Origin of the sequence: Desulfotruncus arcticus DSM 17038 (genome assembly GCF_900113335.1) — a bacterium.
Classification (GTDB): Bacteria; Bacillota; Desulfotomaculia; order Desulfotomaculales; family Desulfallaceae; genus Desulfotruncus; species Desulfotruncus arcticus.
Genome location: NZ_FOOX01000005.1, coordinates 220,721 through 235,035, shown reverse-complemented (window position 1 = coordinate 235,035; position 14,315 = coordinate 220,721). Strand labels below are relative to the sequence as shown.

At 44.1% G+C, this 14,315-nt stretch carries 14 protein-coding genes; 10 read left to right on the top strand and 4 right to left on the bottom strand.

The window, feature by feature from the left end; genetic code table 11:
- Window positions 1-8 precede the first annotated feature (8 nt).
- On the bottom strand, window positions 9-1,004 hold the full coding sequence (gene pdaA, locus BM056_RS09150; RefSeq protein WP_238456379.1) for a delta-lactam-biosynthetic de-N-acetylase: 996 nt from the start codon (window positions 1,002-1,004) through the stop codon (window positions 9-11).
- Between the two features lie 60 nt (window positions 1,005-1,064).
- Entirely contained in the window at window positions 1,065-1,322 is a 258-nt protein-coding gene (locus tag BM056_RS26145; RefSeq protein ID WP_165613433.1) for a hypothetical protein, read from the bottom strand.
- Here BM056_RS26145 and BM056_RS09145 point away from each other — a divergent pair.
- Complete coding sequence (locus BM056_RS09145; protein WP_092470913.1) at window positions 1,219-2,616, top strand: MFS transporter; 1,398 nt, start codon at window positions 1,219-1,221, stop codon at window positions 2,614-2,616. The genes BM056_RS26145 and BM056_RS09145 overlap by 104 nt on opposite strands.
- Before the next feature lie 90 nt (window positions 2,617-2,706).
- Here BM056_RS09145 and BM056_RS09140 read toward each other — a convergent pair whose 3' ends face one another.
- Window positions 2,707-3,273, bottom strand: a complete 567-nt coding sequence (locus tag BM056_RS09140) for a nitroreductase family protein (protein ID WP_092470911.1) — start codon at window positions 3,271-3,273, stop codon at window positions 2,707-2,709.
- Between the two features lie 119 nt (window positions 3,274-3,392).
- On the opposite strand from BM056_RS09140, the gene ku reads away from it, so the two are divergent.
- Window positions 3,393-4,241 carry a non-homologous end joining protein Ku gene (gene ku / locus BM056_RS09135; RefSeq protein ID WP_092470909.1) on the top strand — a complete coding sequence of 283 codons (849 nt, stop codon included), beginning with the start codon at window positions 3,393-3,395 and terminating at the stop codon, window positions 4,239-4,241.
- A gap of 13 nt (window positions 4,242-4,254) precedes the next feature.
- Window positions 4,255-5,211 (top strand): non-homologous end-joining DNA ligase, encoded by a 957-nt coding sequence (gene ligD, locus BM056_RS09130; protein WP_092470906.1) that lies wholly within the window; start codon window positions 4,255-4,257, stop codon window positions 5,209-5,211.
- A gap of 4 nt (window positions 5,212-5,215) precedes the next feature.
- Here ligD (BM056_RS09130) and BM056_RS25855 read toward each other — a convergent pair whose 3' ends face one another.
- A complete protein-coding gene (locus tag BM056_RS25855) occupies window positions 5,216-5,500 on the bottom strand; it encodes a hypothetical protein (RefSeq protein ID WP_131820746.1) in 285 nt (94 codons plus the stop codon).
- On the opposite strand from BM056_RS25855, the gene ligD (BM056_RS09125) reads away from it, so the two are divergent.
- From ligD (BM056_RS09125) to hslU, 7 genes are all read left to right on the top strand, one after another.
- The gene (gene ligD, locus BM056_RS09125) at window positions 5,501-6,466 is read left to right on the top strand and encodes a non-homologous end-joining DNA ligase (RefSeq protein WP_238456378.1); all 966 of its coding nucleotides are present in this window, start codon (window positions 5,501-5,503) and stop codon (window positions 6,464-6,466) included.
- Between the two features lie 84 nt (window positions 6,467-6,550).
- Window positions 6,551-7,645 carry a DNA-processing protein DprA gene (gene dprA / locus BM056_RS09120; RefSeq protein ID WP_092470904.1) on the top strand — a complete coding sequence of 365 codons (1,095 nt, stop codon included), beginning with the start codon at window positions 6,551-6,553 and terminating at the stop codon, window positions 7,643-7,645.
- Between the two features lie 142 nt (window positions 7,646-7,787).
- Window positions 7,788-9,935, top strand: coding sequence for a type I DNA topoisomerase (gene topA, locus BM056_RS09115; RefSeq protein WP_092470902.1), 2,148 nt, complete (start codon window positions 7,788-7,790; stop codon window positions 9,933-9,935).
- Window positions 9,936-9,950: 15 nt separating this feature from the next.
- Window positions 9,951-11,273, top strand: coding sequence for a methylenetetrahydrofolate--tRNA-(uracil(54)-C(5))-methyltransferase (FADH(2)-oxidizing) TrmFO (gene trmFO, locus BM056_RS09110; protein WP_092470901.1), 1,323 nt, complete (start codon window positions 9,951-9,953; stop codon window positions 11,271-11,273).
- Between the two features lie 12 nt (window positions 11,274-11,285).
- Entirely contained in the window at window positions 11,286-12,194 is a 909-nt protein-coding gene (gene xerC, locus BM056_RS09105; protein ID WP_092470899.1) for a tyrosine recombinase XerC, read from the top strand.
- Between the two features lie 143 nt (window positions 12,195-12,337).
- Entirely contained in the window at window positions 12,338-12,868 is a 531-nt protein-coding gene (hslV, locus tag BM056_RS09100; protein WP_092470898.1) for an ATP-dependent protease subunit HslV, read from the top strand.
- Window positions 12,869-12,884: 16 nt separating this feature from the next.
- Window positions 12,885-14,285 carry an ATP-dependent protease ATPase subunit HslU gene (gene hslU, locus BM056_RS09095; protein ID WP_092470896.1) on the top strand — a complete coding sequence of 467 codons (1,401 nt, stop codon included), beginning with the start codon at window positions 12,885-12,887 and terminating at the stop codon, window positions 14,283-14,285.
- Window positions 14,286-14,315: the final 30 nt, after the last annotated feature.

The window sequence follows — 14,315 nt, the reverse complement described above, 5'->3', positions numbered from 1 at the left end:
AATATTGCCTACTCCTTAACCAAATCATCCAATGTTTTAAAAGTATAACCCTGTGCTTTTACATCTTTGATAATTTTGTCTAATGCTTCGGTATCATCTTTTGATATTGCGTGCAATAAAATTACTGCGCCGTTATGCAGCTTATCCATAACCCCTTGATAGGCTTGATCGGAACCATTGGGCATAGGCACCCAATCGACAAGGGCAATGCTCCAGAAAATGCTGCTATAGCCCATTTCACTGGTTAGCGCCAGGGTCCGTTCACTGTACTCTCCTTTGGGCGGGCGTAAATAAGTCATACCTTTTATGTCGGTAATATTTTGATACTCATTTTCCACAATCTGAAGTTCTTGTTTAATCTGTTCATCGGAAATATCCGGCATGCTGGGATGACTGTCGGTATGATTGCCAACAATATGCCCTTCATCAACCATTCTTTTAACCAGGTCCGGTTGTGTCTTTACATAGTGTCCGGTAACAAAGAAAGCGGCTTTGACATCATTTGATTTTAAAATATCTAAAATTTTTGGTGTATAACCATTTTCATAGCCCTCATCAAAGGTTAAATAAACTATTTTATCTTCTGGGTTTCCGATCCAGTAAGCCTTGTATTTTTTTAATAGGCTGTTAATACTTGTGGGAATTTCAGGTTGCTGGTGCTCATTGTTGGTTTTTAACCCCCAGCCGGCTTTGCTGTTTGAAAGCGCAGATATTGAATCTTTTTGCTGATTTGTATTTGTCGGCTTGGTTTCCGGTTCGGTTATGGCGCTGTTGGGTACCGGTTTATCGAAGGCAATATCTGGCGAGCTTACATTAGATGATAAAGGTTCTTTATTGATTGATACGGTTTTATCCGTAGTATTTTCCTCTTCAACATTTGAAGCCGGCTTTATTTCTTTTACTACATCAAGGTTGCTTTTTAACGCTAAACCGAATAATATAACTAAAACAACCAGAGCCGGAATATAAAATTTTTTATTGAAGAACTGTTTCAATGATCTCACCCCAATATGATATAATAACTCTATGATTAACCAAAGCCGCAATTTATAATCGCAGGCACATTAACTGGCTGACCTATTTTTTACTGCTAAAGCGATTTTAACATGAAATTGACCAAAACCAACAAAAAAAATAATTTTTCCGTAAAATATGCAAGAAACATCTAATCCGTTTTTTGCATATTTTATACTTTTTTCATCAGGAGTATAAATAATCATGTCAAAGAGTACTTTTTTAAAAAGGAATCGAAAATATGTTATCTTTACCATAACATCATTAGCGTTATTAATTTCTTCAGCAAATTCAACTATTGTAGCCACTGCGTTACCGACCATTCAACGCAGCTTAAAAGCCGATCTCAGTTGGACAGCATGGATTATTACCGCTTACCAGTTAATGACCTTGATTATGCTTCCTGTAATGGGGCGAATTAGCGACCAGTGGGGGAGAAAGCGCGTATTTATGGTTTGTATAATCATATTTACAGTCAGTTCAGCGCTTTGTGCTTTCTCGGCCAACATTTACTGGCTGATTCTTTTCCGTTTTTTGCAGGCACTTGGGGGCAGCGGCTTCATGCCCACTTCAATGGGGATTGTCGGGGACTATTTTAAAGAAAACCGGGCCAGGGCAATCGGGCTATTTACTACTATATTTCCGCTGGGAGGCATTGTCGGACCGGCTTTTGGCGGTTTGATTCTGGATTACGCATCCTGGCAGGTTATTTTTTTAATTAACGTACCTTTCGGGGTAATTGTGCTGTTTTTGTCTTACCTGCTTTTGGAGCCTGATACCAGGTTGAACCATACCCGGTTGGATTTCGTTGGTATTAGTTTTCTCGCTGCTACCATGTTATGTATGATGCTTTTTTTAACCCGGGTCAGTGAAAATCCCGTATTACTACATTCATGGCTGACGTGGATGTTCTTATTGCTGGGTATAGCTCTGCTATGGGCTTTTCTGCGCTGGGAGACTACTACGCCTGCTCCGGTACTTGAGCTGGATTTGTTAAGGAATCGTACATTTTTAATTATCAACGGGCTGAACCTGTTATACGGTGCTTGTGTATTTGGGTTGATGGCCTTTATACCATACTATGGACAGGTTGCTTATGGTTTGTCTAATTTAGCCAGTGGCAGTATGCTTACCGTCCGTGCTTTGGGCATGATGGGGATGTCGGCTTTAACCAGTGTGCTGCTAAGCCGCCTGGGGTACAGACTTCCAATGGCAGCGGGGTTTTTGATTTTAGCAGTAAGTGTTCTGGCTTTGACTTTGTTCCCGCATCACCCGATTATATTTGGTTTGGTAATCCCTAATTACTGGTGGCTGGCTGTAATGATTTTTGTTTCCGGAATGGGGGTAGGAATGGCGAGCCCTTCTTCCAATAATGCAGCAATCGAATTAATGCCGGAAAAAATTGCAGAAATATCCGGTTTACGCGGTATGTTTCGCCAAACTGGCGGGGTATTGGGCACTTCATTAATTGTGCTTACCCTTTCGAGGTTCCATGACCAGTTAGTAGGTTTTCATTTCATTTTTGGAGCTATGTCCTTACTTCTGGTGGCAGCTATTCCCTTTATCAGGGGAGTTCCCGACGGGCGCAGGACTGTTGCATAACAACTATACTAAATAAGCTTTTAAAAAAATCCTACAAAAGTAGGATTTTTTTTTGAGTCTATTGATAGAGTTGTAAGATTTAGATTCATTTTATAAAATAATTTCATTTAAGGTGCGTTTAGGTACGTAATGCACCCCTTCCGAATCGCGCCAGTATTTAATGTCGTCGCCAACAACTTCTTTAAGTACTACTTTTTCTTTGGGCACGCCCAATGCAATAACAACCATAATCTCATAGCGTTGCGGTATTTCAATAGCAGCTGTTAATTTATTTTTATTTACAGAGGCCAGGATACACCCGCCGAGGCCCGTCTCTACTGCCCCCAGGAGAATACTCTGGCAGGCAATACCCACATCTATACCAAGCGTTGGACTGGGTATGGATGTGTCATTCAATATAATTAAATATGCAGATGGCCTTTCACCTTCCGGCGGACCGTTCCAATCTTTTAGGTAAGCAGCCCAGGCCAGGCAGTCGTAGATCAAGGCGTTTTTTTCAGGATTACAGGATAGTATATATTTTAATGGTTGCTTATTACCCCCTGAAGCAGATAATCTGGCCAGATTAACAAGTTTTTCTAGAGTGTCGGGTGTGATAGGTTGATTCTGGTAAAAACGACGGTAACTTCTATTCTTTACTACCAATTCATTAATCAAGTTGGACGCTCCTTTCCAAGTTTAACTTAAATCAATTTTAACAGATTTAACCCTTGACCTGGGGTTATTTTTTTATTTGCTCGAACAAATTAATAACATCAATGTACGGGGGTGAATTTATGAGACCTCTTTGGAAAGGTGCCATAACGTTCGGGTTAATATTTGTTCCGGTAAAGCTTTTTGCAGCTACCGAAAAAAAAGATATTAAGTTTAATTATCTGCATGAGAAGTGCAGTACTCCTGTTCGCTACAAACGTTATTGCCCTTATTGCGAAACCGAGGTGCAAATGGAAGATATCGTGCGCGGCTACGAATATGAAAAGGGTAGATATATAACAATGAGTGACGAGGAATTGGATATGAAAACCGGGGATAAAAACAGGAATGTAGAAATTTTGGATTTTGTTGATTTGAGCCAAATCGATCCGGTTTATTATGATCGATCCTATTATTTTGGACCGGGCGAAGGGGGACAAAAAGTTTACGAATTGCTGCGGCGTTCCATGGAGCAAACCAAAAGAGCGGCTATAGCCCGTATCACATTAAGGAGCAGAGAATCAATGGCGGTAATCCGCCCGGCAGAGAAGGCGTTAATTATGGAGACAATGTTCTATGCTGATGAAGTGCGGCCGCCAACCCGAATTGAAGGTGCCGGCGGCGCAACAAATCTTCACGATACTGAAATTGAAATGGCCGTGAACCTAATTAACAGCCTTTCCATGGAATTTAAACCGGAAAAGTACACCAGTGGCTACCGGGAAGCGCTGCATGAAAGAATTCAAGCTAAAATTGCCGGTGAGGCAGTGGTCGAAAAACCGGTTATTCAAGAAACCGGAAACGTTGTAGATCTAATGACGGCGTTAAAAGCCAGCATCGATCTGGCCAAGGAACAGCGCGGTCAAAAACGTGCCGGTCCCAAAACCGCAAAATCGGCCAAGGCCAAACGTGAACGTAAAGTAGCCAAGTAAAGCAGGTGTTGATATGCAGTTGCAGTTGCCGTTGCTAAAGCCTATGCTCGCCGTTAGGGCAAAACCATTTGACCACCCGGACTATATCTTTGAAGTTAAGTGGGACGGATATCGATGCCTGGCTTACCTGGAAAAAGGGATAACACGCTTGCTGTCACGTAATCAAAAAGACCTGACCGGTGCATTTCCCGACTTGGCTGATATGCACGCTATGCTGAGTGACCTGCCCCTGGTGCTGGACGGAGAAATCATTGTGATGGCCGGTGGCAAGCCGTCTTTTGATGCGTTGCAGTCCAGGGCAGGATTAAAGGATAGACTTCAAATTAGCCAAGCTGTGTTAAAACTTCCAGCCTTGTTTATGACTTTTGATATTTTATATCATCAAGGCAAGTCCCTGCTTGATCTTCCGCTGCATAAGCGCCGGGAGGTGTTGGAAACAGTAATCAAATCCCCGGGCAAGGTTGTCGTTTCCGAAACTATTACGGAAGATGGCGTGGATTTTTATCATGCCTGTGTGCAACAAGGCCTGGAAGGTATAATGGCCAAACAGATTAACGGCAGGTACCTGCCGGGGAACCGCTCACCCTTATGGAAAAAGATCCGTCATACATTAGAAGCAGACCTGGTTATCTGTGGCTGCCGGGCAGGCAACGGCAGCCGCATCCTGGGTGCTCTGGTTCTGGGAGCGTGGAACGGAAAAAGCTTTATTTATCAGGGCATGGTGGGAACAGGCTTCAGCAAGGTCGAGGAGCGTAGTTTACTGGAAAAAATGCAGCCTTTAAAGACGGACAGGCCGTGGCTGACAGGTGCTGACATACCCGCGCGGTCCGTGTACTGGACTAGACCCGAACTTGTCTGCCAGGTAGAATATCTGACCCTGACCAGAGAAGGATACCTTCGTCATCCTGTTTACAAGTGGTTGCGTACGGATAAAGACCCTACTGATTGCACACCTTTAAAAAACGAATAGACCATCATGCCGCTAAAACGCCACTGATAACAGAATGTGAAATAGATACCGTAGGCAAGGTGATCCGGTGGCTTCCCGGAGTAAGCGGAGCACTGGATGCGGTCAGCAGCCCGTCAAATCCCAAAAACTTGACCCTTAAAGGGCGTAAAGTGGCGTCGGACTGTCTGACGCAAGCGTTATGCACAAGTAATAGAAATGAGCTATAAGGAAAATTGCGCAGCGCGCGGAGGACACCACCGGAGCGCCAGTTACAAGTAACGTAAAAATTGATCAGAAGGAGGGTTGCCAATTGGGCACCGAAATAAGCGAGATGGTAGAAATAGATGGCCATGTTTTAAAATTATCAAATTTGGACAAGGTTTTCTGGCCGGACGAACAAATTACCAAGGCCCGGTTAATCAAATACTACTTTGATATGGCGCCGTTTATATTGCCGATTATCAGAAACCGTCCACTGGTGCTGAAAAGATATCCACATGGTATCGAAGGGGATTTTTTTTATCAGAAGGAATGCCCTTCCTATGCGCCGGAATGGGTGGAAACTTTTCCCATTAAACACAGCCATAAGGTAATCAATTATCTTGTTTGCAATAATACCGCTACGTTAATTTGGATGGCCAACCAGGGCTGCCTGGAAATCCACGGCTGGTTAAGCAGAGTGGAAAACATAGATTCTCCGGATCTTGCAGTTATAGACCTTGACCCGGCCGAAGGGGCTTCCTTTAGAGATGTCCTTAAAGTAGCCCGGATTATTCGTGAAGCACTGGACGCATTTGGGATTAAAGGTTTTCCCAAAACCTCCGGTTCTGCGGGACTGCACATTTTTATACCGCTGAGCAGCGGGTATACTTTTGAAGATATTACCAAAGCTGTCAAATGCCTGGCTGAGATTATTGTTAACACTTACCCGAACGGGGTTACTATTGAAAGAGCAAAATCAAAACGCACCGGTAAGGTTTATCTGGATTACCTGCAAAACGGCAGAGGAAAAACAATGGCTTTCCCTTATAGTTTAAGACCGCTGCCCGGTGCACCCGTTTCCATGCCTGTTTCATGGGAGGAAGTGGAGCAGATGAAGATTGCAGCAGGCGGGTTTAGTTTGTTAAACGCCAGGTCAAGGGTGGTTATAAGTGAAGAATTAACCAAAATATTTTTTCAGGAAAAGCAAAACATTGATGAGTTGTTAAACCTTGGCCCTTCTGCGCCTGCGACAGGGAACACAAAAATGTATCATCTCGATTTGCCTCTAAGTTAAATCAATTTAGTTGGAACAAGCAGGAAATTATTTATTTTTATTGAACCAAACCATATTGCTAAACTTGCCGGATTGGTGAATTAAATGGATGAGAGAGTATTTTGGCTTGCCTGGCATTATATTTTAGCCGGCCAGTCGCAACGGTTTTGGGAAATAATTAATTATTTTGCAAGCCCTGAGGAAGCCTGGTTTGCTGCTGAAAAGGATTTTTTGTTCCTAAAGGGGTTGCACCGCCGCGACGTATCAAATCTGCTCCTGCGCCGGCAGCGAACTGATTTGTCGGAAGTGGCATCCTGGTTGATGGATAATAGATTCAGCGTCTTATTGTTTAATGACTGCCGGTATCCGGAACAGTTGAAAAATATATTTGATCCCCCGCCAGCTCTATACATGCGTGGAGATGCAAGACTGCTGACCGGAGTCTCTGTCGCTCTGGTAGGTTCCAGAAAGGCTACCGGTTACGGCTTGAACGTCGCTGAAAAATTAGCCAGGGAACTGGCCGAAGCGGAAATTAAAGTAATAAGCGGTATGGCCAGGGGAGTAGATACAGCGGCCCACCGTGGTGCGATTTCCGCGAGTGGAGTCACCATAGCCGTACTGGGCTGTGGTATAGATGTTGTTTATCCAAGGGAAAATGAAAAATTAATGTATGGTATAATTGATAACGGCGGCGCCGTGGTCAGTGAATTTCCGCCGGGCTCGCCACCGGAAGCATGGCACTTTCCCGTACGCAACCGGGTAATTAGTGGTCTTAGCAAAGCCGTGGTTGTTGTGGAGGCCGCTGAAAGAAGCGGTGCTTTGATCACCGCCCATGTGGCCCTTGACCAAGGGCGCGAGGTTATGGCTGTTCCAGGAAATATTACCAATAAATTAAGTCAAGGCCCTAATAACTTAATTAAGCAGGGTGCGGTTCCTGTTACCAGTACGAGCGATATTCTGGAGGGACTGGGATTAGGATTAATCTTTGCTCCTGATGCCGGTAGGGGTGAACAAAATTTGTCGCTTTCCGTAAACGAGAAAAAAATTTTTAGTTTAATTGAATATGAACCGGTTTCTTTGGAGATTCTGGTTCAAAAATCGGGTTTGCCCCCGGGCGAAGTTATGACGGGTTTAATGTTTTTAGAAATTAAAGGTTGTGTGAAGCAAATGCCGGGCAAGCTTTATTATCGTACCGGTTGATGATCAGGTATCAGCAGTCGGAAGTCAAAATTAGCATGTCCAGGGACGGTTCTCTCATGCTGACTCCTGACTCCTAAGTAGTTACATACATGCATATAAATAAAAGAAAACGGCAAGCTCCGTACAGTAGAGGTGAAAAAGCGTGGCTAATACCCTGGTAATAGTTGAATCACCGGCCAAAGCCAAAAGTTTGGGAAAGTTTCTAGGTAGAAGATTTATTGTAAAGGCCTCGATGGGACACGTAAGAGATTTGCCCAAAAGCCAGTTCGGCGTGGATGTTCAGGAATCATTTAAGCCTAAGTACATTACAATTCGTGGCAAGGGCGACATTATTAAAGAATTAAAAGCTGCTACTAAAAAAGCAGATAAAATTTTACTGGCGTCCGACCCTGACCGGGAAGGAGAAGCTATAGCCTGGCACTTGGCTAATGTACTGGCTATTGATGAGAAATCACCATGCCGGATTGAATTTAATGAAATCACCAAACAGGCGGTGCAAAAAGCTGTAAAACAACCACGTCCCATAGACCTGCAAAGAGTTGAGGCGCAGCAGGCCAGACGCATTTTAGACAGGCTGGTGGGTTATAACTTAAGCCCGCTGTTATGGCGAAAAGTTAAAAAAGGATTAAGCGCGGGCCGGGTACAGTCTGTGGCCATGCGTTTAATTTCTGATCGCGAGGAAGAAATCCAGTCCTTTGTTTCTGAAGAGTACTGGTCACTGCTGGCAAAGCTGCTCCGAGGCAAGGGGAGTCATTTTGAAGCCAAACTGCATAGGATTAACGGGGAAAAAGCCCATATTCCGGATGAAAAGACCGTAAAAAAAATCATCAGCGACCTGCAGGGCGCAGCTTACCAGGTTTCCAGCGTTAATAAAAAGGAGAAAAAAAGACAACCGGCCCCTCCGTTTACCACGAGCAGCATGCAGCAGGAAGCATATAGAAAGCTTAATTTTACAGCACGTAAGACCATGATGGTGGCGCAGCAGCTGTATGAAGGTTTGGACCTGGGCAAAGAAGGTCCGGTGGGTTTGGTAACCTATATCCGTACTGACTCAACAAGAATTTCGGAGACAGCTGAACAAGAAAGCAGGGAATATATAGAGGAAAAATACGGTAAGGAATACATCCCTGAGGTAGTTCGAAGAGTTGCGCCAAAAGGGCGCGCCCAGGACGCCCACGAAGCTATTCGCCCAACTGCCGTTGGCAGGGAACCGGACAGCATAAAAGATTTCTTGACCAGAGACCAGTATAAATTATACAAACTGATCTGGCTGAGATTTGTTGCCAGCCAGATGAGTCCTGCTCTTATTGATACTACCAGTATTGACATAGAGGCGGGAAGCTACCTCTTCAGGGCCACGGGCTCGATCATTAAATTCCCGGGTTTTATGCAGGTATATATTGAGGGGCGGGATGAGGGAGATGATAACCCTGACAATGCCTCACTTGATGATAATTTGCTGCCGGAGCTGAAGGAAGGAGAAAAAGTTAAGGTTGTATCTCTGGTTCCCAAACAGCATTTTACACAACCGCCACCGCGGTATACCGATGCAACATTAATCAGAACCCTTGAGGAAAAGGGAATTGGCCGTCCCAGCACTTACGCTCCCATTGTAGACACGATTATCAAGCGTGGTTATGTGATTAGAGAGAAGAAAAACTTTTATCCAACGGAATTGGGGCAGGTAGTTGTAGAATTATTAAAACAATATTTTCCAAACATTATTGACGTGGAATTCACCGCAGACCTGGAAAGAAAGCTTGACGATGTGGAAGAGGGGGATATAGACTGGGCCAAGGTGCTTGAAGATTTTTATTATCCATTCAAGGAAACCTTAACCATAGCCGAAAAGGAAATTGAGCATATTCAAGTGGAAGACGAGGTAACGGACGAAATTTGCGAGCAATGCGGGCGCAACCTGGTAATTAAAATGGGTAGATTTGGTAAATTTCTGGCCTGTCCAGGGTTTCCGGAATGTAGAAACACAAAGCCGCTTCTTGAACCGACAGGAGTTTCCTGTCCGAAATGTGCTGGTGAATTGGTATTGCGCAGAAGCAAAAAGGGTAGAAAGTTTTACGGGTGCAGCAATTACCCCGATTGTGATTTTGTTGTCTGGGACCAGCCCACAAACGAAAAGTGTCCTAATTGCGGAAGCCTGATGGTAAAGAAAGAAAACAAAGGTAAAATCGTATATCGCTGCAGCAACAAGGAATGTAAAAATGAGATAAATGACGTTCAAATGGAGAAGCAAACCGTAAACAGCAATGAAACCAGCATTAGTGTTCACTAACAGGAGTTGTGTCTATTGTCTAAACCAGTAACAATAATAGGCGCCGGACTGGCCGGGGCGGAAGCCGCCTGGCAGGTTGCCAGAAGAGGGGTTCCGGTCAAGCTTTTTGAAATGAGGCCGGAAAAGTGCACTCCAGCCCATCATACCGGCTTATTTGCTGAACTTGTATGCAGTAATTCACTACGTGCGCAGGCGTTGGAAAATGCTGTAGGCTTGCTGAAAGAAGAAATGCGCCGGCTTGATTCCATCATCATGCATTGCGCTGATAAACACAGTGTGCCTGCCGGTGGCGCCCTGGCTGTGGACAGGGCGCAGTTTGCCGCTTGCATTACACAAATACTTGAAGAACACCCGCTTGTGGAGATTAAGAGAGAAGAATGTTTACAATTAGATTATGACAGCGGGATTGTTATTGTGGCCTCCGGACCGCTTACTTCACCGGAGCTGTCTAAAAAAATCAGGGAATTTACCGGGCATGATTATTTCTATTTTTATGATGCGGTGGCACCCATAGTTACTCTGGAGTCAATTGATATGGACAAGGCCTTTTGGTCTTCACGCTACGGCAAGGGTGGAGAAGATTATCTCAATTGTCCGATGAATGAACAAGAGTATGAAAAATTCTGGCAAGAGCTGGCGGCAGCTGAACGTGCTCCACGCAAAGAATTTGAGAACGAAAAAAATTTTGAAGGATGCTTGCCTATTGAAATTCTAGCCAGGCGCGGGCAAGACACCATGAGGTATGGTCCAATGAAACCGGTTGGACTGGTTGATCCAGGTACAGGAAAACGTCCCCACGCGGTGGTCCAGCTTCGCAAAGACAATGCCGCCGGATCTTTGCTCAATATAGTGGGATTTCAAACCCACTTGAAATGGAGCGAGCAAAAAAGAGTATTCAGGATGATATCTGGCCTGGAACAGGCTGAATTCGTTCGTTACGGAGTTATGCACCGTAATACATATGTTAATTCACCAAAATTATTATTCCCTACCTATCAAACCAGGGAAAATTTACAATTATTTTTTGCGGGGCAGATTACCGGTGTCGAGGGTTACGTTGAATCAGCGGCTTCAGGCCTTACAGCCGGACTAAACGCATACTTGATGACCAATGGCATGAAGACGGAGACACTGCCACTCGAAACCGCTCACGGAGCGCTGGCTCATTACATAACTTCAGCAGATCCGGGCAATTTTCAACCTATGAATGTAACGTTTGGTTTATTTCCACCCATGGATGTCAGGATTAAGGATAAAAAAAATCGTTATGCTGCCTACGCCGCCAGGGCGCTGGAGAAACTTGAACAATGGAAAGCAGCTTCGGAATGCTTTAATTAAGGGTAGGTTGTTATGTATAGTTATATAGATGGTTTTTTGATTTACCTCCAAACTGAAAAAAATGCCTCCCGGCATACCATAAAAAGCTACCAAAATGATTTATTTGAAGGATTATCTTTTTTTTCGGGTACACTAAAAAAGGATGATTATACCATCCAGCCTGGTGACGTAAATACAATACTGTTTCGCAGTTACCTGGCCTTGATGCGGCAGAAACAAATGTCTGCTGCCACCATAGCCAGAAGGATGTCAGCCTGGCGCTCTTTTTTTAAGTATCTCTGCCGTGAAGGTGTTATTGAAGACAACCCGCTGCATAGAATCAGCATACCAAAGCGGGACAGAAAATTGCCCAGTTTTTTAACTGAAAACGAAGTAAAAAAACTAGTGGAATCTCCCAATACAGAACAAATTTTGGGATGTCGGGATTTAGCTGTGCTCGAAACTCTATACGGTACCGGTATACGGGTTGGTGAACTGGTTGGATCCAATACCGGGGATGTAGATGTAAAAAAGGCGTTATTAAGGGTTACAGGCAAAGGCAACAGGGAAAGGATCGTTCCGCTGGGCACTTATGCTGTTGATGCTTTAAACGCATATCTTCAGCTGGCGCGTCCTGTTCTGTTAAACAAAAGCGCGGCTTGTCCGGACGCCTTGTTTTTAAACAATAAAGGCGGCCGCCTGACCGATCGTGGAGTCCGCTGGTTGCTGAAACGTTATTCATTACGTATGGAATTTAATAAAAAAACAAACCCCCACGCATTTAGACATTCATATGCAACGCACATGTTGGATAACGGGGCTGATTTGCGGGCGGTCCAAGACTTACTCGGGCATGCACGCCTATCCACTACGCAGATATATACTCATTTAAGCAAAGAACGGATTAGACGAATTTATGAAAAAAGTCATCCACGGGCATAACTCAGGAGTCAGTAGGTAGTAGGCAGAAGTTAGGAGTCAGGATACGTCCAAAACGAGGTGTAAGCATAGAAAACAACTTATTCTTTGGTAGTATTCTGAATTCTGAATACTATTATAATGAATCTTAGGAAGGATATGAGAGAATGTTTCACGCGACAACCATAGTGGCTGTAAAAAGGCGGCAAGAGGTGGCAATGGCCGGTGACGGTCAGGTTACTTTTGGGCAAAATACGATATTAAAGCATAACGCCAGAAAACTGCGGCGCCTGCACGGAGGCAAGGTGCTGGCTGGATTTGCCGGTTCGGTGGCTGACGCTATTACACTGTTTGAAAAATTTGAGGGCAAGCTTGAATCATTTCAGGGTAATCTTAAGCGCGCTGCAGTGGAATTAGCCAAGGAATGGCGCACCGATAAATTTTTACGGCGACTTGAAGCACTGCTTGTTGTGGCAGATAAGGAATGCCTGCTGGTGGTCAGTGGCAATGGTGAGGTAATAGAACCTGACGATGGTGTAGTGGCTATAGGGTCGGGCGGGCCTTATGCGCTGGCGGCAGCAAGGGCGCTGATCAAGAAGACGGATTTGGCTGCAGATGCTATAGTACAAGAGGCGCTGGCCATAGCGGCAGATATTTGTGTATATACTAACGACAGAATAACTGTGGAAAAATTATAGCGGGGAGGGCGCGTAGATGGTTTCATTAACTCCAAAAGAAATTGTAAATGAGCTCGATAAATACATTGTTGGCCAGCATGATGCCAAGAGGGCGGTTGCAATTGCCCTGCGCAACAGATATAGAAGAAGTTTGCTGCCTGAAGATTTAATTGATGAAGTTTTACCTAAGAACATATTAATGATAGGGCCGACCGGTGTTGGTAAAACAGAAATAGCCCGCCGGTTGGCCAAACTGGTTAATGCACCTTTTATTAAAATTGAAGCGACAAAATTTACTGAAGTTGGTTATGTGGGCAGAGACGTTGAGTCCATGGTAAGAGATTTATTAGAAACGTCAATTCGGATGGTGCGCCAGGAAAAAATGACCCAGGTGGAAGAAAAGGCCGGGAAGATGGCCGAAGAGCGGATTATTGAATTGCTCGCACCTCTGCCCAGTCAGGATAAAACTATGCGCAACCCTTTGGAAATGCTGTTTGGTGGCGCGCGCCAGCCTGAACAAACTGAGGAAAAACAATATGATCAGATGGCCAGCAGAATCAGGTTTGAAAGGGAAACACTGCGTGAAAAATTGGCCAAAGGAGAATTGGAAAAAGAAACTGTTGAAATTGAAGTTGAAGATAATAAACCCCCCATTATGGAAGTTTTTACTGGATCCGGCGTAGAGGAAATGGGTATTAATATTGGTGACATGATGGGAAACTTATTTCCTAAAAAGAAACACCGCAGAAGAGTTACCGTCAGTGAAGCGCGCAGAATATTAACTCAGCAGGAAGCCCAAAAACTGATTGATATGGAAGAAGTCATAACCAGCGCAGTTTACCAGGCTGAAAATAACGGTATAATTTTTTTGGATGAAATTGATAAAATTGCTGTACGGGAAGGGGGCGGCGGACCGGATGTTTCCCGGGGCGGCGTTCAAAGAGACATTTTACCTATTGTCGAAGGTTCCACGGTTATGACAAAATACGGGCCTGTTAGAACTGATCATATTTTGTTTATTGCCGCGGGTGCCTTTCACATGTCAAAACCCTCTGATTTGATTCCCGAACTGCAAGGCCGTTTTCCGATCAGGGTGGAACTGTCAAATCTGACCAGAGAAGATTTCTTGCAAATTTTAGTCGAACCGAAAAATTCCTTAATTAGGCAATATATCGAATTATTGCGAACAGAAGGCCTTGAGGTCAATTTTTCACAAAACTCACTTGAGAAAATTGCGGAAATAGCTTATACTGTTAATGAGCATACGGAGAATATCGGTGCCAGGAGGCTTCATACTATTATGGAGAAGCTTTTTGAAGAAATATCTTTTAATGCTCCTGATATGAAAGGCAGTGAATTTACCATAGATGAGCAATATGTCACAAATAAACTTGATATGGTGGTAAAAGACAGGGATTTAAGCAGGTATATTTTGTAAGATGTAAAAAGTGCTTTGTGCTTTTTATTT